The organism is Microbacterium sp. Bi121 (assembly GCF_918698005.1).
In the GTDB taxonomy this organism is placed as follows: domain Bacteria; phylum Actinomycetota; class Actinomycetes; order Actinomycetales; family Microbacteriaceae; genus Microbacterium.
Window position 1 is genome coordinate 404,480 of sequence record NZ_CAKKLJ010000002.1, and the last position, 20,289, is coordinate 424,768.

The window sequence follows — 20,289 nt, forward strand, 5'->3', positions numbered from 1 at the left end:
ACATACCCTGGATGGCATGGACGATATGTACGGCTCTGACGTGCTCGCTGCTGGGTGGCGGGATCGCGGCGCGAAGAAGGTCCGTGACATCGCGGCCGAGCGCGATCTGGTCGTCGAGGTCGCCGACGACGGGTACTGCGGAGCGGTGACCCGTGTGCAGGGCGGGCACGTCGAGCTCGAGGACCGAGTCGGGCGCAAGCGGGTGTTCCCGCTCGGGGGCGGATTCATGATCGACGGTGAACCGGTGCGGCTCACCGTCGCGGCCGCATCGAAGCAGGGGGTCAGACGCACGGCATCCGGATCGTTCGCCGTCGCCGATCATCGCGCTCGAGTCGCGCTGCCCAGTCGCATCCTCGTGGAGGGCAAACACGATGCCGAGCTCGTCGAGAAGGTCTGGGGTGCGGACCTGCGTGTCGAGGGAGTCGTCGTCGAGTATCTGGAAGGCGTCGACAAGCTCGACGAGCTGCTCGCGAGCGAGCCGCCGAGCGCGACGCGCCGCTATGGCGTGCTGGTCGACCACCTCGTGCCCGGGTCCAAGGAGACGCGGCTCGCGGACGCCATCCTGCGCGGCCCGCACGGCAGGCACCTGAAGATCGTCGGGCATCCCTTCATCGACGTCTGGCAGTGCGTGAAGCCGCAGACGCTCGGCATCGGTCGCTGGCCCGAGATCCCGCGGGGCACCGACTGGAAGACCGGAATCTGCAAGGCGTTCGGCTGGCCGTACGAGTCCCAGGGTGATACCGGCAGGGCCTGGCAGTTCATACTCAGCAAGGTGCACACGTACCGAGACCTCGAGCCGGAGCTGCTCGGACGCGTCGAGGAGCTCATCGACTTCGTGACGGAGCCTGCTGTCTGATCGTGTCCAGTTACGCTTGAGGCATGCCCGAACCCCGTACTTTCCGCGATGAACCGGTCTCCTTCGTACGCCGGAGCGGACGGATGTCTGAGGCACAGGAACGCGCTTTCGACGAGCTCGCCCCGCACTATCTGCTCGACGTGCCCCGTGACATCGCGTGGACGAGCGTGCACCCGGAGGCTCGGATGGATCCGGCGGCCGAGTACGGCCGCCGCGCGCCGCTCATCGTCGAGATCGGCTCCGGCCAGGGGCATGCCATCGTGTCGGCGGCGTCCGCTCGCCCCGATGATGACTTCCTCGCCGTCGAGGTGTTCCGTGCAGGGCTCGCCCGCACCATGCTGGATGCCGACAAGGCGGGCGTCCGCAATCTGCGACTGATCGAGGCGAACGCGCCGGAGGTGCTCTCGACGTACCTGCCGGAGGGCGGCGCAGCCGAGGTCTGGATCTTCTTCTCCGACCCCTGGCACAAGAAGCGTCACACCAAGCGGCGGCTGATCCGCCCCGGCTTCGGGGATGCTGCGGCCCGTGCCCTCGCCGACGGGGGCCTGCTGCGCCTCGCAACGGACTGGGAGGATTACGCGCTCCAGATGCGCGAGGTGCTCGACGCCGAGCCCCTGTTCGAGCGGGCGTTCGAGGGGGAGTGGGCTGCACGATTCGACGGTCGCGTCATGACCGCCTTCGAGCGGAAGGGCATCGCCAAGGGCCGGGAGATCCGCGATCTGGTCTACCGGCGAAAGCACCGGGCGTGACGCGCGCCGAGGTCGGTCGAGTCGCTCCTGCGCTGCTCGTGTGCCTCGCCGCTCCCGCGTTCTTCGTCGCGCAGGTGCCGTGGCTGGGCTGGCTTCTGATGGCCGTCGGGGTCGGAACCGCATGGATCATCGAGCGGAGTGCGGTCACGGCATCCGGTCCGTCGCTCACCCGTGATCTGTCGCTGATCGCACTGGGGATGCTGATCGTCAGCAGCATCCCGCTGGCGGCCGAGCTCGACGATCTGGCGATGCTGCGCTTCACCCTCGCTCTCGGCGGCGCTGTGGTCATCCCGTACGTGATCTCTCGGTTCGTCTACCGCGACCGCGCGATCTCCTTCCCGTGGCGTACGCGCAAGCGCTGGGGTCGACTGCAATGGGGCTGGCTGGTCGCCGTGCTCGTGCTCGGCTGGCTGATCCTGCCGTTCTACTTCATCACCAGCGGCGTCTATCAGAACTGGCCCGTCGTCGATTCCCCCGACCTCGTCGCACGCCTGTTCGTCGGCGTGGGCGCCGTCGGCATCTGGGACGAGCTGTTCTTCATCTGCACGGTCTTCGCGCTGCTCCGCCGGCATTTTCCGGATGCTGCGGCGAACGTGCTGCAGGCCATCGTGTTCGTGTCGTTCCTGTGGGAGCTCGGCTACCGCGAGTGGGGTCCGGCGCTGACCATCCCGTTCGCGCTGCTGCAGGGCTACATCTTCCTGCGGACCCACTCGCTCGCGTACGTCGTGACCGTGCATCTGCTGTTCGACGCCGTCGTGTTCGCCGTCCTGGTGCACGCGCACAATCCGGGACTGCTGCCTGTCTTCCTCGTCTGAGGCCCGATCAGGGTGCAGAATCAACGCATGCTCTTCGTCGGTCTTCTGCTCGCCGCGCTCGCGGCTGCCTTCCACGTGTTCATCTTCGTGCTCGAATCGGTGCGGTGGACCGAGCCAGCGACCAGGAAGATCTTCGGGGTCGCCAGCGAAGCGGATGCCCAGGTCACCAAGCCGCTCGCGTTCAATCAGGGCTTCTACAACTTGTTCCTCGCGATCGCGGCGCTGCTCGGGATCGTCCTGGTGCTGTCCGGTCAGGCGACCGTCGGTCTCACCCTGATCTTCGCCGGTGTGGGAATGATGCTCGCAGCCGCGCTCGTCCTCGTGCTCTCCAACCCGAAGATGGCACGCTCCGCGCTGCTGCAGGGCGGACTGCCGCTGCTGGCGGTCATCGCGCTCGCCGTGGCCGTCGCGATCAGCTGACTGTACGAACGGGCTGACGCAGCAGCGTCCGGCGATTGGCCGGGTCGCCGCGTCTGGGGTCGCTGAAGTAGATCTCGTGGTGCGTTCCCGTCAACCGCAGGCCGTGCTCGGGGATGAACTCGTCATGCATCGTGGCGAGCACCGGCGCCTCATCGTCGTAGCTGCCGACGTGCAGCGTCTGGGCGCACAGGCCCTCGTGCAGCGACTCCAGGCGCACCTCGTCGGCGCGGACATCCGGGTTCTTCGCTGATGCCCTGGCGACGGCATCCGCGAACATCGCATGGTCGACCCATTCGGGCTGCATGATCATCAGCGTCCAGTGCCACGCCGACTTGTCGCGCGACGATGTGAACGAAGCGTGGTCGTCCGCCCACCACAGGCCTTCGAGCGGCATGACGGTGTAGTCGCGGTCGAGGTCGCGCTTGCTGGCGAACTTGAGTCCGTAGGCGATCGGGTAGAGCGCCTCGATGGCCGTCGTGAACTCCGGTGACGTGTTCGGGTCGCCGTGCCCGTCGATCATCAGGTACGACATCGCCGGCACGTCGACGAGGTCGAAGCGGCCCTTTCGCCCACGATACGCGTCGAGCGTCTTCTTGAAGTCGACCTTCGTCATGCCAGCACGTCCCTGAACAGTCCCATGATCTGATCGCCCATCTCGACCTGCGTCAGCACGAGGCAGAAGGATCCATCAGGCGAGATGGAGAGGTCTGTGCCGAGGCCGCCCGACCAGCCGTAGCGCCCGGAGTGTTCGCCTGCGGTCTCGACGGCGACCCCGTAGCCCCATCCGACGCCGTTCCAGAAGCCGGGGAAGAAGCTGTCGTCGGTCTTGACGGATGCCGGCACCTGATCGGTGCGCATCTGATCGACGAGCTCCGGCTCCAGGATCGCGTCGGCGCCGTGGCGTCCGTCGTTCGCGAGCATGCATGCGAACGCTGCGTAGTCGGCCGCCGTGGAGACGAGCTCGGCGTGACTGAGATCGAAGGGCGCCGGAGCCACGTAGAAGCCCCCGCCGGCGGGCTCGACCTGCGCCAGACTTCCTGACTCGTCGTGGCGGTAGGTGGCAGGCAGTCGGTGCGCCTGATCCTTCGGAACCGTGTAGCCGGTATCCGGCATACCGAGAGGATCGAACAGGTCTGCACGCAGATGATCTTCGAGCGGCGCCTGGACCACGCGGGAGAGCAGGATCCCGAGGATGCCGAACGAGTGGTGGTAGCGCCATCCGGTGCCGGGGTGAAAGGCGAGCGGAAGTTCGGCGAGGGCGTCGAGCCAATCCTGGGCTCCGAGCGCGACGGCATCCGAGCCCGCCTCGGTGAGATTGTCGACCATCGCCTGCTTCAGCGGAGACTCCGACGTCATCATGCCGAAACCCGATGTGTTGGTCAGGAGGTCTCGGACCGTGATCGACCGGTGCGCGGGCTCGGTGTCGGACAGCGGCGAGTCGGGCGCGCGCAGGACAAGTCGGTCGGCGAGCTCGGGAAGCCACCTCTCGACCGGGTCGCTCAGGTCGATCAGGCCGTTCTGGACGAGCCGGAGGGCGGCGACGGCGAGAACCGGCTTGGTCATCGACTGAATCCGGAAGAGGGCGTCCTGCTGCACGTCGCCAGCAGCGGTGAACTCGAGCGGGTCACCTGCTCGGCCGGTGACGGCGAGGATGCTCGGTGCCGTGCCCTGCGCGACGTGCCTGTCGAGAATTTCTGCGAGCGTGTCGACCATGCCTCGAGTAAAGCGCCGAACGCCCTTCTCGTAAACCGGAGCGGCTACGCGTGCAGGGCACGCTCGGAGATGTAGGCCCGCAACTGCTGCTCGTCATCCGGCATCTCGACCACGCGCTGCGGCGCATCCAGCAGGGCTCGCGTGTCGGCATCCAACTCAGGACTCTCGCCGAGTGCCTCCTGGATGAGGTCGGCGAACTTCGCGGGCTTGGCGGTCTCGAGCACGAGCATCGGGATGCCGTCCTCGAGCTGCTCGCGGGCGATCTTCACGCCGTCCGCAGTGTGCGGGTCGATCGTGACGCCGGTCCGCTCGTGGACGTCGCGGATGGTTGCGAGTCGGTCGTCGTGCGTGCTCGTGCCGCTGACGATGCCGAACTCGGCCTCGAAACGGCCGAGCTCTGCCGACAGGTCGATCTCGTCGCGTTCTTCGAGCTCGTGCCAGGCGGCGGCGGTGCGCTCGGGGTCGCGGCCCAGCAGGTCGAACACGAATCGCTCGAGGTTCGACGCGCGCGAGACGTCCATCGACGGGCTCGATGTCGCCAGGGTGTCCGCCGAGGTGCGCGGGCGGTAGTGACCGGTGCGGAAGAACTCGTCGAGCACGTTGTTCTCGTTCGTGGCGAGCACGAGACGGCGGATCGGGACGCCCATGGTGCGGGCGTAGTGGCCCGAGAGGATGTTGCCGAAGTTGCCCGAGGGGACAGCGAACGAGACGTGATGGGATGAGCGGTCGGCTTCGGCGATGGCGTCCGTCGCGCGAAGCCACGCCCACACGTAGTAGACGATCTGCGCCGAGATGCGTCCGAAATTGATGGAGTTCACGGCGCCGATGCTGTGCGCTCGTTTGAAGTCCAGGTCGGTGTTCAGGCGCTTGACGAGGTTCTGGCAGTCGTCGAAGACGCCCTCGACGACGATGTTGTGCACGTTCTCGTCCTGCAGTGAATACATCTGGGCGCGCTGGAACGCACTCATGCGCCCCTGCGGCGAGAGCATGAAGACGGAGACGCGGTCGAGGCCGCGCAGGGCGTGCTCGGCGGCGGAGCCCGTGTCTCCGGAGGTCGCGCCGACGACGTTGAGCACGCCGTCGCGGTTTTCGAGGACGTACTCGAGCGCCTGACCGAGGAACTGCATCGCCATGTCCTTGAACGCGAGGGTCGGGCCTTCGGAGAGCCCGACGAGCGTCAGATCGTCGATCGCGGTCAGCGGTACGACCTCTTCGGCGGCGAACTTGCCGTCGCCATAGGCGGCGTCGGTGAGACGGGCGAGATCCTGACGGGGGATGTCGGTGGCGAACAGGCCGATGATCTCGGTCGCGAGCTGCGGGTAGGTCAGCACGCGCAGGCGCTCGAGATCGTCGGCGCCGAGCCGGGGGAGGTGCTCTGGAACGGCGAGGCCGCCGTTGGGGGCGAGCCCTTCGAGGAGGACGTCGCTGAACTGTCCGAGCGTGCCGCCGCGTGTGGAGATGTACTGCACGTCAGGAACCTCGTTCGTGCTCGGGGATGGATGCCGGGTCGTGCTTCCATCGTAGATCGTGCGGTGTGCGTGCTGACGCCCGTTACGGTGCTCCACGCGCCGGGCGTCAGCGGGCGAAGCCGGCTTGCAGTCTGCCGCCCGCAGCGTCGAGTTCGCGTTCCACGGCATCCGCCAGCTGGTCGAAGTCTCCGCTCAGATACGGCACGGCCAGCTCGTCGACGCGCTCAGCCGGCAGTTCACGAAGTCGCCTGGGCAGGTACTTGCCCGTGCCGATCCACCGGCCGGCGGTGAGGAGCATGAGCTCTGCCGTGCGCTCGAAAACGGTCGCGGCGATGACGCGACGCTCGAGCGGGTCAGTCGCGTCGCGCAGATCGTCCAGCACGTCGGTGATGACGTATCGGCGGAAGTCCAGCTCGTGGGCGTCGACGGATGGGCCGCGATCGAGTCGTTCGGACCAGGTGGCGCGCAGCGTCACGAGTTCGATGCCTGCCCGAACCGGGGTGCCCTCGACGAGCATGTGGACGATGACCGGACGGTGCTGCGCGACGCTGCGTTGCGCCCACTCGTCGAATCCCTGCGGCGTGTAGGCGAACACCTCGAAGGCCTCGCGCTCGAACTCGAGGGTGAGGGCAGCGCCGATCTCACCGTCGGGCAGCAGATCGTCGCCGATGAGGAGGAGATCGATGTCGCTCGTCCGAGTGCGCTCGCCGCGAGACGTGCTGCCGCCGATCACCGCGATGGATGCCTTCGGAAATCGGGCCGCGATGAAGCGCTCAGCGAGGTCGACGTAGTCCATCCGGTGATTCTAGGCAGAGCGGAAGGGCTCGGGCACAATGGGACGATGGCACGGGAAGCGGACGTCACACTCGAGGACATCGCGACCGAGCTGTACGCGCTGCCGCCGAAGGTGTTCACCGCGGCGCGCGACGCTCGTGCCAAGCAGCTGGCGGATGCCGCGCGCGCGAAGCGGGTTCGTGCGCTCCGCAAGCCGTTGCTCGCCGCGTGGGTCGTGAACCTGTTCGCGCGTGAACAGGCAGCGGCCCTGCGCGGTGCTCTCGAGTTGGCGAGTGAGCTACGCGAGGCGCAGGACGACTTGGATGCACGCGCACTCTCGGCGCTGGGGCGGCAGCGTCGTGCGCTCGTCGGCGCACTAGCGCAACAGGCGAGCGAGCTCGCGAGCGCTCGAGGGGAGAAGATCACGCCGGCCACGACGGATGCCGTCGAGCAGACGCTGAACGCGGCGATGTTCCGTGCCGATGCGGCGCTCGCCGTGGCGTCCGGAAGGCTGATCCGCCCGTTGGACGCCGCGGGCGAAGACTCCGCAGAGGTGTCCGATGCCGTCGCCGGTGACCTGGATGTCGCGTCAGCAGCCGTACCGGCCCCGACCAGACCGGATGAGTTGGCGGCACGCCGCGCACGCAAGGCCGCCGAGGACGAGCTGCGCTCCGCAGAGCGCGCGCTGAAGAAGGCGGAACAGGACAGAGACGCACTGGAGCGCAAGGCGAAGTCGGTCGCCGAGAAGTCCGAGCGGCTCAGCGCGCGGATCGAGGAACTCGAGCAGGAACTCGAGCGCACGCGGCAGGAGCTCAAGGGGCGGGAGCAGGAGAGCGATGAGGTCGACGCGCTCCGAGGCGATGCCCGCGAGCGCCTCCATGAGGCGCAGCAGGACGTGTCGACCGCTCAGAAGGCGATCGATCGCCTCTAGAAACGACGAAGGCCGCTCGATGAGCGGCCTTCTGCACGTGCCCCCGACAGGAGTCGAACCTGCGACCTACGGTACCGGAAACCGGCGCTCTATCCACTGAGCTACGGAGGCGTACCGAACGACGATATCACTGACCGGGGGTGGTCTCCGCACCGCCCGCTTCGGTCACGGGGGCGGCCTCGATATCCGCGAGAGCGGCGGCAACCTTCTCGGCGAGGTAGCGGTGGCCGTCGGTGGACGGATGCTTGTTGCCGAGGTCGACGTCGATGACGTCGAGGTAGTTCTGATCGGTGATCCAATCCTGCTTGACGGGGGAGATGTACCACCAGCCCCGCGCGCCGGCGAGCGCCGCAAGGTCCGCGTCGATCCGGGCCGTCTCCGCACCGACCGGGAGCTCATGCGGCGCCGGACCCAGGACGACGATCGCCGTCTCGGGGAACTTCGCGGCCAGAGCGTCCCATGCGGCCGTCACCGCGTCCCGATAGCCCTCCGCGCCCTGCGCACGGTCATTGATCGACCCCTGGACGATGACGAGATCGGGAGCGATCGAAGCATCCAGCGCGGTGATGCGCTCGCCGAAGGCCGGACCGTCGAGACCGGGCTTCAGGTAACCGCTGCCGCGCACGCCGTCGACGATCGTCTCGCCCTGCAGCAGATCGGCGAGAACGTAGGCGTATCCGAGGGTCGGGTCGCTGGCCGCTGAGCCGTACGTCCACGAGTCGCCGAACACGAGCACTCTAGGGTTCTCAGGGAGTACGAGCGGCGTCGGAGCGACGACGACGACCTCGTCGGACGCGAGAAGCGGCGCGTCCAGAGCCTGTGGCACCCACGGCCGCCAGACGCCCAGAATCGCCGCTGACACCGCCGCCACGAGGACGACGACCATCACTGTCGCGCGGCTCCGCCGACGCGTACCTCCCCAACCCATGGGAAGAGGGTAAGCGAACGGAAGGTGAACACCAACTCCCGCCCTAGAATCGAGGGGATATGAATCCCGACACTCTCGCCGAAGCCATCCTCGCCGTCGTCACGCCGATCGCGGCATCCTTGCGACCCGACGAGGCGCTCGACATCGATGCGTCCGACATCCCGCTGGAGCGCCCCCGCAACCGCGACCACGGCGACTGGGCGTCGAATCTCGCGATGCGCCTCGCGAAGAAGCTCGGCACGAACCCGCGCGAGCTGGCTCAGCAGATCGCGGACGGCCTCGTCGTCATCGACGGCGTCGCCAGCGCAGAGGTCGCCGGCCCCGGATTCATCAACATCCGTCTCGACGCGGCCGCGGCCGGCGTGCTCGCCAAGACCATCGTCGAAGCCGGCGACGCGTACGGCCGCAACGATTCGCAGCAGGGGGTGAGCGTCAACGTCGAGTTCGTCTCGGCGAACCCGACCGGCCCGCTGCACATCGCGCACACGCGCTGGGCGGCCCTCGGCGATTCCATCGTCCGCCTGCTGCTCGCCAGCGGCGCGAACGCGGTCCGTGAGTACTACATCAATGATGCCGGCGCGCAGATGCAGAGGTTCGCGGCTTCCGTCGTCGCGGCGGCCAAGGGCGAGCCGACGCCGGAGGGCGGCTACCCGGGCGAATACATCGCGTCGCTCGCCGCGCGCGTGCTCGAGTCGCGTCCCGACCTTCTCGACCTCCCCGAGGCCGAGAAGCTCCGCGTGGCTGAGGATCTCGGCTACGAGTACCAGCTCGCCGAGATCAAGCATTCACTCGATCGCTTCAACGTTCCCTTCGACGTCTGGTTCTCCGAGCGCACCCTGCACGCCAAGAGTGCAGCAGGCACCAGCCTCATCGACCAGGCGCTTGATCGACTGCGCGAGCAGGGTCACGTCTTCGACGAGGAAGGTGCGGTGTGGGTGCGCACCACAGACTTCGGCGACGACAAGGATCGCGTCATCCGGCGCTCCAATGGCGAGTACACGTACTTCGCTGCCGACGCGGCCTACTACCTGAACAAGGGCGACCGGGGCTTCCAGAACAAGATCTATCTGCTCGGTGCCGATCACCACGGCTACGTGCACCGGTTGAAGGCCGTCGCGGGTGCCGCCGGTGAGGACCCGGAGAAGAACATCCAGGTGCTCATCGGTCAGATGGTGTCGATCAACGGCGCTCGATTGAGCAAGCGCGCCGGAAACATCATCGAGATGGATGATCTGCTGGACTGGCTCGGCACCGACGCGCTCCGGTACTCCTTGGAGCGCTCGCCGGCCGATTCGCCGCTTGACCTCGACCCGGAGCTGCTGCAGAAGCGCACCAACGACAACCCCGTGTTCTACGTTCAGTACGCGCACGCCCGCACGCACAACGCGAGCCGCAACGCCGCAGACTCTGGCATTGAACGCAGCGAGTTCGCCCCCGAGACCCTCTCCCACGAGACGGAATCGGCGCTGCTCGGTGCCCTGCAGGAGTTCCCGCGCATCGTCGCGTTCGCGGCCGAGGTTCGCGAGCCGCACCGCGTCGCGCGCTACCTCGAGGAACTCGCCGGCCTTTACCACCGGTGGTACGACAACTGCCGGATCACGCCGCTCGGCGACGACCCGATCGAGAGTGTGCACCGCACGCGTCTGTGGCTGAACGACGCCACGGGGCAGGTCCTGCGCAACGGCCTCGATCTGCTCGGCGTCTCGGCGCCCGAGCGCATGTGACATCAGGAGCAGCGAAGCCATGAGCGACGATCACGAGACCCTGCCTTACCCGGAGCCGTCGTCGGAGCATCCGACGCTCGTGATCCCCGGTAGGGGAGACGAGCCGCGCCCCGCCAGGCGTCGCGCGCGCTGGCCGTGGGTCGTGCTCGTCATCGTGGTGGTGCTGGCCGCACTCGCTGTCGCCGGGGAGATCCTGGCCAGGGCCATCCTGCCCGGCGTCGTACGCGGGATCGTCATCGACCAGCTCGAGCTCCCGCAGGACCAGCAGCTCGACGTGGACGCGGCGGGGATCCTGCTGCCGCAGCTGATCGGCGGAAGCCTCGACGAGCTGCACCTGTCGACCGATGCGGTGACGTTCGGCGGCATCACAGGGTCCGCCGACGTCACGGCGACCGGCATCCCGCTGCGCGGCGGCGACCTCACCGATGCGCACGGCACCGTGCGGATCGATCAGGAGCAGTTCACGGATCTGGTGATGGAATCCGAGTTGCCGGTCGATGAGATCGGATTCGACGAGCCGAACGTCACCGCATCCGGGAGCTTCGAGGTCTTCGGCGTGCCGGTGCCGGTGGCGGTCACCGTGACACCAGGAGCGGATGCCGGCGAGCTGCTGCTCACGCCGGTGGAGCTCCAGATCGCCGGTCTCACCCTGAACGCCGCTGACATCGCCGCGCGCTTCGGCGACGCGGCCGCGCAGCTCGCAGGAACCCAGCGCATCTGCATCGCCGATCAACTGCCCGCAGGTCTTACCGTTACCGGCTTGAAGATCGACGGCACGGAGGCCGTGATCGACGTCGACGTGGACGGTGCCATTGCGACGGACGAGAGCCTCCAGCAGAACGGCTCCTGCGACTAGCTCTTCTGCTTCTCGCCGGAATTCCGTTCGGCGGATTCCGCTTCCTCCGCCGAACGCAGGGCCCGTGTCGCGATCGCGACCTCCTGCTGAGCGCGCTGCACGCGCCGTTGCGCGAACGTCCGCGCCCCGTACGTCGCCGAGATCCGATCGTGCGCCTCCTCTGCTCCGGTGGTGATGAGCGCGCACGAGATGAGGATCACCTGGCTGGAGAGGTTCATCCAGATCAGCAGCGCCAGGAGCGAGGCGAACGTCGCCAGCAGCGGGTTCGAGGTGGCCCCGCCGACGAACAGGCTCGAAAGCTCCTGCAGGACGACGAGCCCGATGCCTCCCAGCAACGCGCCTCCCCACATCGCCTTCGCCGGCGCGCGCAGACCGGACAGCAGCAGGAAGATCCCGATGATCAGGGCCACGTCGAGGGCATACACGACAAGCAGCGAGACGACGCGGATGCTCCACTCGGCGATGACGGAGTCGTCTGCCAGGCCGAGCAGGTCGGTGACGAAGCCGAGGCCGATACGGGCGAGGAAGGTCACCGCTGCCGCAGCGATGAACGCGACGGCGATCCCGAGAGCCAGCGCGAGGTTGCGCAGGATCACCCAGACGAAGAGCACGTCGTCCTGAACGGTGCCCGCGATGCTGCGCACCGCCGTCCGCAGGGCCCCGATCGCGCCCAACGCGGCACCGATGAGCGCGACGAGCGAGATGATTCCGGTGATCGTGAACCCGGCCGGCTCGATCTCCGTCGGGTCCTTCACGACACCGTCCGGCCCGACCAGGCCCGGCACGGCCGAGTCGATCGCATCGAGGATCGGCTTCCACGCGTCCGGGTTGCCGGCGAGCCAGATCGCAGCGATGGAGAATCCGAGCAGGAGCCCGGCGAAGACGCTGAACAGAGCGCGATAGGTGACGCTGTCGGCGAGCATCGGACCGCGACGCTCGGAGTACAGCAGATACGCTCGAACGACCCTCAGGCGCAGCACCCAGGCGATCACGGACTTGATAATCTCCATGCCTTCACCGTAATGAATCTCGGATTGAGGCGGCGAGGGGGTTGCGCGGTGCCAGGTCGCCCTGGCAGGTGCCATAGAATCGGGGCAACCTCGAGTGGCCCGTCTTCACCGGGGTTCCCCTCCCATGATTGGTGCTGTGTGCTTCCCCCTGCAGATCCGCTCGCCCCGGAATGGCTCGTCGTGCCAGACGACGCGAATGCGCTCGCAGCAGGAGTGTGGCCGGCATCCGCGAACCGCGCTGCCGATGGAGAGATCGTCCTCGGCGGGATGCCGGTGTCCGAGATCGTCCACGAACACGGAACACCGGTGCTGGTGCTCGACGAAGACGAGGTGCGCAGTCGGGCGCGCGAGTTCCACGACGCATTCGCGGCGGCTACCGCCCAGCACGGCACGACGGCTCGCGTCTACTACGCGGGCAAGGCATTCCTGTCCACCGCAGTCGCTCGCTGGGTGACCGAAGAGGGGCTGGGCGTCGACGTGTGCACGCGCGGTGAGCTCGAGGTCGCACTTGCCGCCGGCGTGGATGCTGCGCGGATCGGTTTCCACGGGAACAACAAGCTCCCGTCCGAGATCGAGCGGGCTGTCGCCGCCGGCGTCGGCACGATCATCGTCGACAGCGCGATCGAGATCGAGCGCATAGCCGCCGCCGCCTCCCGCCTCGACATCGTGCAGCGCGTTCTGGTGCGGGTGAACAGCGGTGTGCACGCCGAGACCCATGACTTCCTCGCGACGGCGCACGAAGACCAGAAGTTCGGCATGCCGTTCGCGGATGCCGAGACCGCCGTCGCTCGCATCCGTGAACTGCCGTCGCTGGAGTTCGCTGGGCTCCACTGTCACATCGGATCGCAGATCTTCGGCGTCGCGGGGTTCCGCGAGTCAGCTGCCCGTGTGCTCGAACTCCACCAGGCGCTGCGCGCCGGCGGCGAGATCCCGATCCTGAACCTCGGCGGCGGCTTCGGCATCGCCTACACGAGCGTCGACGACCCGACGCCCATCGCCCGTCTCGCCTCGGAGATCGTCGACGCCGTGGCGTCCGGATGCGCCGAACGCGGCATCCCGCTGCCGACGCTCGCGTTCGAACCCGGCCGCGCCATCGTCGGCACTGCCGGAGTGACGCTGTACGAAGTCGGCACGACCAAGCCGGTCAGCCTCGACTCCGGCGCCAGCCGTCTGTACGTGAGCGTCGACGGCGGCATGAGCGACAACGCGCGGCCGGCGCTGTACGGCGCGCAGTTCTCCGCCCGCATCGCCTCGCGCACCAGTGACGCCGAGCCGACGCTCTCCCGCGTCGTCGGACGGCACTGCGAGTCGGGAGACATCGTCGTCGACCACGAGTACCTCCCCGATGATGTCGCCCCTGGCGACCTGCTGGCCGTCCCGGCGACGGGTGCGTACTGCGCCTCGCTGGCCAGCAACTACAACCATGTCCCGCGTCCCGCTGTCGTCGCGGTCTCCGGTGGGAGCTCGCGCGTGATCGTGCGCGGCGAGACCATCGATGACCTGCTCGCGCGGGATGCCGGAATCAGCACGAACGAAGGAGCACGATGACCCAGCCCCAATCGAGCGACCAGTATCGACGACTTCGCGTGGCGCTTCTCGGCGCCGGCGCCGTGGGCTCACAGGTCGCCGACCTGCTGCTGCGCCACGGCGACGAGCTGGCAGACCGTGCCGGCGCGTCGCTCGAGCTCGCCGGCATCGCCGTCCGCGACGTGGATGCTCCGCGCGATGTGGAGCTCCCGAAGGAGCTGTTCACCACCGATGCGGACAGCCTCATCGTCGGCAGCGACATCGTCATCGAGCTCATGGGCGGCATCGAACCGGCACGCGGCAACCTGCTGCTCGCTCTGAACTCCGGAGCAGACGTCGTCACGGCCAACAAGGCGCTGCTGGCGACCCACGGCACCGAGCTGTTCGAGGCGGCCGATCAGGTCGGCGCCTCGGTGTACTACGAGGCGGCTGCGGCCGGCGCGATCCCGATCATCCGGCCGCTGCGCGATTCGCTCGCCGGCGACCGCGTCGTCCGCATCATGGGAATCGTCAACGGCACGACCAACTACATCCTCGATCGCATGGACAGCGAGGGCGCCGACTTCGCCGAGGTGCTCGCCGACGCGCAGCGCCTGGGCTATGCCGAAGCCGACCCGACAGCCGACGTCGAAGGCTACGACGCCGCGCAGAAGGCGGCGATCCTGGCATCCCTCGCCTTCCACACCGCCGTCCCTCTCGACGCCGTGCACCGCGAGGGCATCACCGCCATCACGCCGGCGATGATCGAAGAGGCCCGCGCGGCCGGATTCGTCATCAAGCTGCTCGCCGTGTGCGAGCGCATCACGGTTGACGGATCCGAGTCGATCTCGGTGCGCGTCTACCCCGCGCTCGTGGCTCGTACACACCCGCTCGGCTCGGTGCACGGTGCCAACAACGCCGTATTCGTCGAAGCCGAGGCCGCCGGTTCGCTCATGTTCTACGGCGCCGGTGCCGGCGGCGTCCAGACGGCGTCCGCCGTTCTCGGCGACGTCGTCTCGGCAGCGCGACGCCACATCGCCGGCGGCGTCGGGGTCGGGGAGTCGACGCGAGCGAACCTGCCGACCGTTCCGATCGGGCACGTCATCACGCGCTACCAGATCACCCTCGAGGTGAACGACCAGCCAGGTGTTCTGGCCACTGTCGCCGGCATCCTCTCCGAGGGCGGCGTGTCCGTCGCGACCGTCGTGCAGACGGTGCAGGGCGAGGACGACCCCACAGCGCGCCTCATCATCGGCACGCACCGCGCCGCAGATCAGGCGCTCAGCGACACGGTCGAGAAGCTCGCCGCGAGTGACGTCGTCGAGCGCGTCGTCTCCGTGCTGCGCGTGGAAGGCGAGTGATGGCGGCTGTCGAGGGGCGCACGGTGCAGGTGCAGGTTCCAGCCACCAGCGCGAACCTCGGCCCCGGGTTCGACACCCTCGGACTCGCACTGAGCGTGTACGACGAACTGACCGTCACGGCGCTCGACGGCGACCGCCTCGAGATCGACGTCTCCGGGTCGGGTGCCGATGAGATCGCGCGCGACGAGTCGAACCTCGTCGTGCGTTCGATCGAGCATGTCTACAAGTCCGTGGGTCGCGAGATGCCAGGGCTGCGGATCACGGCCAGGAACGGCGTCCCGCACGGTCGAGGGCTGGGGTCGTCCGGCGCCGCGGTGACGGCGGGGGTTCTCGCAGCAAAGGGACTCCTCGCCGGTGACGTCGAGCTCTCCGATGCCGACCTGCTCCGACTGGCGACAGAGCTCGAGGGACACCCGGACAACGTCGCTCCGGCATTGTTCGGCGGTCTGACGATCGCCTGGACTGGCGAGAGCGGACCGCAGCACAAGAAGCTGCTCGTTCACCGTGGTGTCGCCCCGCTCGTACTCGTTCCTGAGCGGACGATGTCGACCACGCTCGCCCGTTCGCTGCAGCCGCCGCAGGTGTCCCGCGAGGATGCCGTGTTCAACGTCTCTCGCACAGCACTGCTGATCGCTGCGCTCATGCAGAGCCCAGAACTGCTGCTCGATGCAACAGCGGACAGACTGCATCAGGACTACCGTGCCGAGGCCATGCCAGAGACTCATGCGCTCGTGCAGGCGCTCCGCTCGGCCGGATTCGCGGCCGTCGTCTCCGGTGCGGGGCCCAGCGTCCTGGTCCTCTGCGACGGTCCTGGCGGTCGCCAGGAGGCGAAGGAACTCGCCGATTCCGTCACTGACACTCCGTGGGAGGGCCTCATGCTGGCCGTCGACGTGCGTGGTGGTACAGTAAGGGAACGAGCGGAGGGTTCCACGTAATTTCGTGACTCTGACCCCCATCGCAATTCTGCGAGACCCGCACGCAACCCCCAGTACTGCTTTTCCGGTGCTGGCTGGCGGACGCCGAGCGTCTGTCCGTGCGATCGCGCACAGCACCCGTTGTGCGCGAGACATGCTCATTTCCCACGACATATAAGGGAGTACTCGTGGAGAATTTCTCCGAGACCCAGAACGACCAGTCGGCAGCCGACGCTTCGGCTCCAGCCGCCGACAGCACCGCAACCGAGACCACGGCTCCGCGCAAGCGCGCTCCGCGTCGGGCGACGACGGCGACAGCAGCTGCCAAGGGCGCCGAGGCGGCTCCTGCCGCTGACGTAGCACCGGCCGCTGCACCTGCCGCTGCTGAGGCGGCACCTGCTGCCGACGCGCCGGCCGCTGACGCGCCCAAGGCGAAGGCACCGCGCCGCAGCCGCGCGAAGAAGGCTGACGCCGACACCACGCCCGCTGAGCCGGACGCTGCCTCGCCGGCAGCCGAGGGCGCAGCATCCGACGCAGCCGAGGCACCCGCCGAGGCGGCTCCGAAGTCGGGCCGGGGACGCCGCACCAAGAAGACCGAGCCCGCAGCAGACGCAGCACCCACCGGTGAAGACGCGAAGTCTGACGCCAAGTCTGGTTCCCAGCCCGAGGCCGCTGACGCAGGCAAGTCCACGAAGTCGGAGAAGCCGGCCGAGGCGGACCAGACCCAGAACGACAAGCAGAGCGATGCCGAAGGTTCCGACGCCGGTGACGGCGACGAGGGCTCCGGCCGCAGCCGCAGCCGTAACCGCAGCCGCAGCCGTGGCCGCGGCGGAAACGCGCAGAGCGGTCAGAACGGCCAGGACGCCCAGCAGAACGCCTCCTCCGATGACGAGGGCAACGGCCGCGGCCGCCAGCGCAACAAGCGCCGCACCAGCGGTGGCGCATCCGACGAGTTCGAGACCGAGATCGGCGAGGACGACGTCCTGATCCCGATCGCCGGCATCCTGGACGTGCTCGACAACTACGCGTTCGTGCGCACTACCGGCTACCTCGCCGGCGCCAGCGACGTCTACGTCTCGCTCGGCCAGGTGAAGAAGTACAACCTGCGCAAGGGCGATGCGATCGTCGGCGCCATCAAGCAGCCCCGCGAGGGCGAGCAGCAGGGCCGCCAGAAGTACAACGCGCTGGTGAAGGTCGACTCGATCAACGGCCTGTCCGTCGAGGACGCCGCCACCCGCGTCGAGTTCGGCAAGCTCACGCCGCTCTACCCGCAGGAGCGCCTGCGACTCGAGACCGCTCCTGAAAAGCTCACGCAGCGCATCATCGACCTCGTCGCTCCGATCGGCAAGGGGCAGCGCGGTCTCATCGTCGCGCCGCCGAAGGCCGGCAAGACGATCGTCCTGCAGCAGATCGCGAACGCGATCGCTCAGAACAACCCCGAAGTCCACCTCATGGTCGTGCTGGTCGATGAGCGCCCCGAAGAGGTCACCGACATGGAGCGCACCGTCAAGGGCGAGGTCATCGCCTCGACGTTCGACCGTCCGGCAGAAGACCACACCACGGTCGCCGAGCTCGCCATCGAGCGCGCGAAGCGCCTCGTGGAACTCGGTCGCGACGTCGTCGTGCTTCTCGACTCGATCACCCGCCTCGGCCGTGCCTACAACATCGCCACGCCCACCTCGGGCCGTGTGCTCACCGGTGGCGTCGACGCTGCAGCGCTCTACCCGCCGAAGCGCTTCTTCGGAGCAGCTCGCAACATCGAGAACGGCGGATCGCTCACGATCCTCGCCACGGCTCTCGTCGAGACCGGATCCAAGATGGATGAGGTCATCTTCGAGGAGTTCAAGGGCACCGGAAACAGCGAGCTCCGCCTGTCGCGCGCCCTCGCCGACAAGCGCATCTTCCCGGCCGTCGACGTCAACGCGTCGTCCACCCGCCGTGAGGAGATGCTCCTGTCGCAGGATGAGGTCAAGATCACCTGGAAGCTGCGTCGCGCCCTCGCCGGCCTCGACACCCAGCAGGCCCTCGAGGTCGTGCTCGGCAAGCTCAAGGAGACGCAGTCGAACGTCGAGTTCCTCGTGCAGATGCAGAAGTCGATGCCCGCTCCCGTCGCCGGTGGACACAGCCACGGGCACGAGAACAGCATCCGCTGATCCGCTCAGGAGATACGGCGTGTTCGAGTCCGTTCAGGCTCTGATCGATGAACACCGCCGGGTGCAGGAGGAGCTCTCCGACCCGGCGGTGCACGCCGATGCTGCCCGCGCGAAGCGCGTCAATCGGCGCTACGCCGAGCTCAGCCGCATCGTCACCGCGCATGACGCGTGGATCGCGGCAGTCGACGACCTCGATGCGGCTCGTGAGCTCGCGAAGGACGACGACGCGTTCGCCGAGGAGATCCCTTCCCTCGAGGAGAACGTGCAGCAGACGCAGGAACGACTGCGTCGCCTGCTCATTCCGCGCGACCCGGATGACGCCCGCGACGTGATCATGGAGATCAAGGCGGGGGAGGGCGGCGCCGAGTCCGCACTGTTCGCGGCCGACCTGCTGCGCATGTACACGCAGTACGCCGCTCACAAGGGATGGAAGACCGAGCTGCTCGACCGCAACGAGTCGGACCTCGGCGGCTACAAGGACGTCCAGATCGCGATCAAGGGCTCGAGCTCCGACCCTGCGCAGGGCGTGTGGGCGCATCTGAAGTACGAGGGCGGCGTGCACCGCGTGCAGCGCGTCCCGGCGACCGAGTCGCAGGGCCGCATCCACACGTCGACCACCGGCGTGCTCGTGTTCCCAGAGGTCGATGAACCTGAAGAGCTTCAGATCGACCAGAACGACCTGAAGATCGACGTCTACCGTTCGTCCGGCCCTGGCGGGCAGTCCGTCAACACGACCGACTCTGCGGTGCGCATCACGCACATGCCGACCGGCATCGTCGTCTCGATGCAGAACGAGAAGTCCCAGCTGCAGAACCGCGAGGCCGGTATGCGCGTGCTGCGCGCCCGCCTGCTCGCCAAGCAGCAGGAGGAACGGGATGCCGCGGCATCCGATGCCCGCAAGTCCCAGATCCGCGGCATGGACCGGTCGGAGCGGATCCGCACCTACAACTTCCCCGAGAACCGCATCGCGGATCACCGCACCGGCTTCAAGGCGTACAACCTCGATCAGGTCATGGACGGTGCACTCGATCCGATCATCGAGTCCGCGATCACGGCGGATGAAGAGGCGCGCCTCGCCGCTGTCGGCGGAGACTGACCTTGCGCGCCGTCCGGGTCTAGGATCGGCGGCGTGATCACCTTTCTCATTCGACTGTTCGTCTTCCTCGCCTCTGCGGCGATCGGACTGATCGTCGCGGATCTCGTCCTGCCCGGCTTCATGATCCAGTGGGATCGCTGGTGGGGCTTCGTCATCTGCATCGTGATCTTCGCGATCCTGCAGAGTGCGTTGAGCCCGCTGATCGCGAGACTCGCTGACCGCTACGCCCCGGTGCTGACCGGGGGCATCGGCATCGTCTCGACGCTCGTCGCCCTGATCGTCGTCGTGCTGCTGCCGATCGGCGGCCTGCGGATAACGGATGCCGCCGGTTGGATCGTCGGCGCGGTGATCGTCTGGATCGTGACAGCGCTGTGCACGCTGCTGCTGCCGATGATCTTCCTCAAGCGTGACGCGAAAGAGCGGCGGAAGGGCTGAGTCAGATCGAGTAGTCGGAGGCGAGGCGCAGGTCGCTGAAATCGTCGTGGCCACGTCGCTTGCGAGCACGAGCGGGGACGCCGGTGAGGATGCTCTCCTCCGGGGCATCCTTAGTCACGACGGCGTTCGCGCCGACCACGGTGTTGCGTCCGATCGTGATCGGCCCGAGGATCTTCGCACCAGCTCCGACGACGACGCCGTTGGCGAGGGTGGGATGCCGCTTGCCGGTGTCGTCGCTGGTACGACCGCCGAGAGTCACCCCGTGATACAGCATCACGTCGTCGCCGATCTCTGCGGTCTCCCCGATCACCACGCCTGAACCGTGGTCGATGAAGAACCGCCGGCCGATCTTCGCGCCGGGGTGGATCTCGATCCCGGTCAGCGCCCGAGCGAGCTGCGAGTTCGCGCGTGCGGGAAGACGCAGTCCGCGACGCCACAGCGCGTGCGAGGCGCGGTGCGCCCAGACGGCGTGCAGCCCCGGGTACAGCGCAGCGACCTCGAGGCCCGTACGAGCGGCGGGGTCGCGCAGACGCGCGGCGGCGATGTCCTCGCGGAGGCGCGAGAGGGGACTCATGTGGG

At 67.8% G+C, this 20,289-nt stretch carries 20 protein-coding genes and 1 tRNA gene; 13 read left to right on the forward strand and 8 right to left on the reverse strand.

The window, feature by feature from the left end; translation table 11 throughout:
- The first annotated feature begins 16 nt into the window (after positions 1–16).
- From LQZ87_RS04575 to LQZ87_RS04590, 4 genes are all read left to right on the forward strand, one after another.
- The gene (locus tag LQZ87_RS04575; RefSeq protein WP_230102267.1) at positions 17–856 is read left to right on the forward strand and encodes a DUF3097 domain-containing protein; all 840 of its coding nucleotides are present in this window, start codon (positions 17–19) and stop codon (positions 854–856) included.
- A gap of 83 nt (positions 857–939) precedes the next feature.
- The gene (gene trmB, locus LQZ87_RS04580; RefSeq protein WP_230102268.1) at positions 940–1,605 is read left to right on the forward strand and encodes a tRNA (guanosine(46)-N7)-methyltransferase TrmB; all 666 of its coding nucleotides are present in this window, start codon (positions 940–942) and stop codon (positions 1,603–1,605) included.
- A complete protein-coding gene (locus tag LQZ87_RS04585; RefSeq protein WP_230102269.1) occupies positions 1,602–2,420 on the forward strand; it encodes a CPBP family intramembrane glutamic endopeptidase in 819 nt (272 codons plus the stop codon). The genes trmB and LQZ87_RS04585 overlap by 4 nt, the downstream gene beginning before the upstream one ends.
- 27 nt (positions 2,421–2,447) lie before the next feature.
- On the forward strand, positions 2,448–2,840 hold the full coding sequence (locus LQZ87_RS04590) for a DUF1304 domain-containing protein (RefSeq protein ID WP_230102270.1): 393 nt from the start codon (positions 2,448–2,450) through the stop codon (positions 2,838–2,840).
- Here LQZ87_RS04590 and LQZ87_RS04595 read toward each other — a convergent pair.
- The 4 genes from LQZ87_RS04595 to LQZ87_RS04610 form a co-directional block, all read right to left on the reverse strand.
- The gene (locus LQZ87_RS04595) at positions 2,833–3,453 is read right to left on the reverse strand and encodes a GyrI-like domain-containing protein (protein WP_230102271.1); all 621 of its coding nucleotides are present in this window, start codon (positions 3,451–3,453) and stop codon (positions 2,833–2,835) included. The genes LQZ87_RS04590 and LQZ87_RS04595 overlap by 8 nt on opposite strands.
- Entirely contained in the window at positions 3,450–4,553 is a 1,104-nt protein-coding gene (locus tag LQZ87_RS04600; protein WP_230102272.1) for a serine hydrolase domain-containing protein, read from the reverse strand. The genes LQZ87_RS04595 and LQZ87_RS04600 overlap by 4 nt, the downstream gene beginning before the upstream one ends.
- Positions 4,554–4,597: 44 nt before the next feature.
- The gene (gene thrC / locus LQZ87_RS04605; RefSeq protein WP_230102273.1) at positions 4,598–6,022 is read right to left on the reverse strand and encodes a threonine synthase; all 1,425 of its coding nucleotides are present in this window, start codon (positions 6,020–6,022) and stop codon (positions 4,598–4,600) included.
- A gap of 106 nt (positions 6,023–6,128) precedes the next feature.
- Positions 6,129–6,818: a nucleotidyltransferase domain-containing protein gene (locus LQZ87_RS04610; protein ID WP_230102274.1), complete on the reverse strand. Its 690-nt coding sequence runs from the start codon at positions 6,816–6,818 to the stop codon at positions 6,129–6,131.
- 45 nt (positions 6,819–6,863) lie between these two features.
- On the opposite strand from LQZ87_RS04610, the gene LQZ87_RS04615 reads away from it, so the two are divergent.
- Positions 6,864–7,727, forward strand: coding sequence for a transposase (locus LQZ87_RS04615; RefSeq protein ID WP_230102275.1), 864 nt, complete (start codon positions 6,864–6,866; stop codon positions 7,725–7,727).
- A gap of 38 nt (positions 7,728–7,765) precedes the next feature.
- On the opposite strand, the gene LQZ87_RS04620 is transcribed toward LQZ87_RS04615, so the two are convergent.
- Together LQZ87_RS04620 and LQZ87_RS04625 are read right to left on the reverse strand one after the other, a co-directional pair.
- A tRNA-Arg gene (locus LQZ87_RS04620) sits at positions 7,766–7,838 on the reverse strand.
- A gap of 16 nt (positions 7,839–7,854) precedes the next feature.
- A complete protein-coding gene (locus LQZ87_RS04625) occupies positions 7,855–8,655 on the reverse strand; it encodes an SGNH/GDSL hydrolase family protein (protein ID WP_230102276.1) in 801 nt (266 codons plus the stop codon).
- Positions 8,656–8,714: 59 nt separating this feature from the next.
- Between LQZ87_RS04625 and argS the strand changes: the two genes are divergently transcribed.
- Together argS and LQZ87_RS04635 are read left to right on the forward strand one after the other, a co-directional pair.
- Positions 8,715–10,379: an arginine--tRNA ligase gene (gene argS, locus LQZ87_RS04630; RefSeq protein ID WP_230102277.1), complete on the forward strand. Its 1,665-nt coding sequence runs from the start codon at positions 8,715–8,717 to the stop codon at positions 10,377–10,379.
- Positions 10,380–10,398: 19 nt separating this feature from the next.
- Positions 10,399–11,235, forward strand: a complete 837-nt coding sequence (locus tag LQZ87_RS04635) for a DUF2993 domain-containing protein (RefSeq protein WP_230102278.1) — start codon at positions 10,399–10,401, stop codon at positions 11,233–11,235.
- On the opposite strand, the gene LQZ87_RS04640 is transcribed toward LQZ87_RS04635, so the two are convergent.
- Positions 11,232–12,245 (reverse strand): YihY/virulence factor BrkB family protein, encoded by a 1,014-nt coding sequence (locus tag LQZ87_RS04640; RefSeq protein ID WP_230102279.1) that lies wholly within the window; start codon positions 12,243–12,245, stop codon positions 11,232–11,234. The two genes, LQZ87_RS04635 and LQZ87_RS04640, sit on opposite strands and share 4 nt — an antisense overlap.
- Before the next feature lie 138 nt (positions 12,246–12,383).
- Here LQZ87_RS04640 and lysA point away from each other — a divergent pair, with 138 nt between their 5' ends.
- The 6 genes from lysA to LQZ87_RS04670 all read left to right on the forward strand — a co-directional run bounded on the left by lysA (position 12,384) and on the right by LQZ87_RS04670 (position 19,710).
- Positions 12,384–13,793: a diaminopimelate decarboxylase gene (lysA, locus tag LQZ87_RS04645; protein ID WP_230102280.1), complete on the forward strand. Its 1,410-nt coding sequence runs from the start codon at positions 12,384–12,386 to the stop codon at positions 13,791–13,793.
- Positions 13,790–15,112, forward strand: coding sequence for a homoserine dehydrogenase (locus LQZ87_RS04650; protein WP_230102281.1), 1,323 nt, complete (start codon positions 13,790–13,792; stop codon positions 15,110–15,112). Before lysA ends, LQZ87_RS04650 begins: the two co-directional genes overlap by 4 nt.
- Positions 15,112–16,047, forward strand: coding sequence for a homoserine kinase (gene thrB / locus LQZ87_RS04655; protein WP_230102282.1), 936 nt, complete (start codon positions 15,112–15,114; stop codon positions 16,045–16,047). Before LQZ87_RS04650 ends, thrB begins: the two co-directional genes overlap by 1 nt.
- 167 nt (positions 16,048–16,214) lie before the next feature.
- On the forward strand, positions 16,215–18,179 hold the full coding sequence (gene rho / locus LQZ87_RS04660; protein WP_230102283.1) for a transcription termination factor Rho: 1,965 nt from the start codon (positions 16,215–16,217) through the stop codon (positions 18,177–18,179).
- A 19-nt stretch (positions 18,180–18,198) separates the two neighbouring features.
- On the forward strand, positions 18,199–19,275 hold the full coding sequence (gene prfA, locus LQZ87_RS04665) for a peptide chain release factor 1 (protein ID WP_230102284.1): 1,077 nt from the start codon (positions 18,199–18,201) through the stop codon (positions 19,273–19,275).
- Between the two features lie 33 nt (positions 19,276–19,308).
- A complete protein-coding gene (locus LQZ87_RS04670) occupies positions 19,309–19,710 on the forward strand; it encodes a phage holin family protein (protein WP_230102285.1) in 402 nt (133 codons plus the stop codon).
- A gap of 1 nt (position 19,711) precedes the next feature.
- Here the strand turns inward: LQZ87_RS04670 and epsC are convergent, their stop codons facing one another.
- Positions 19,712–20,284, reverse strand: coding sequence for a serine O-acetyltransferase EpsC (epsC, locus tag LQZ87_RS04675; protein WP_230102286.1), 573 nt, complete (start codon positions 20,282–20,284; stop codon positions 19,712–19,714).
- Positions 20,285–20,289: the final 5 nt, after the last annotated feature.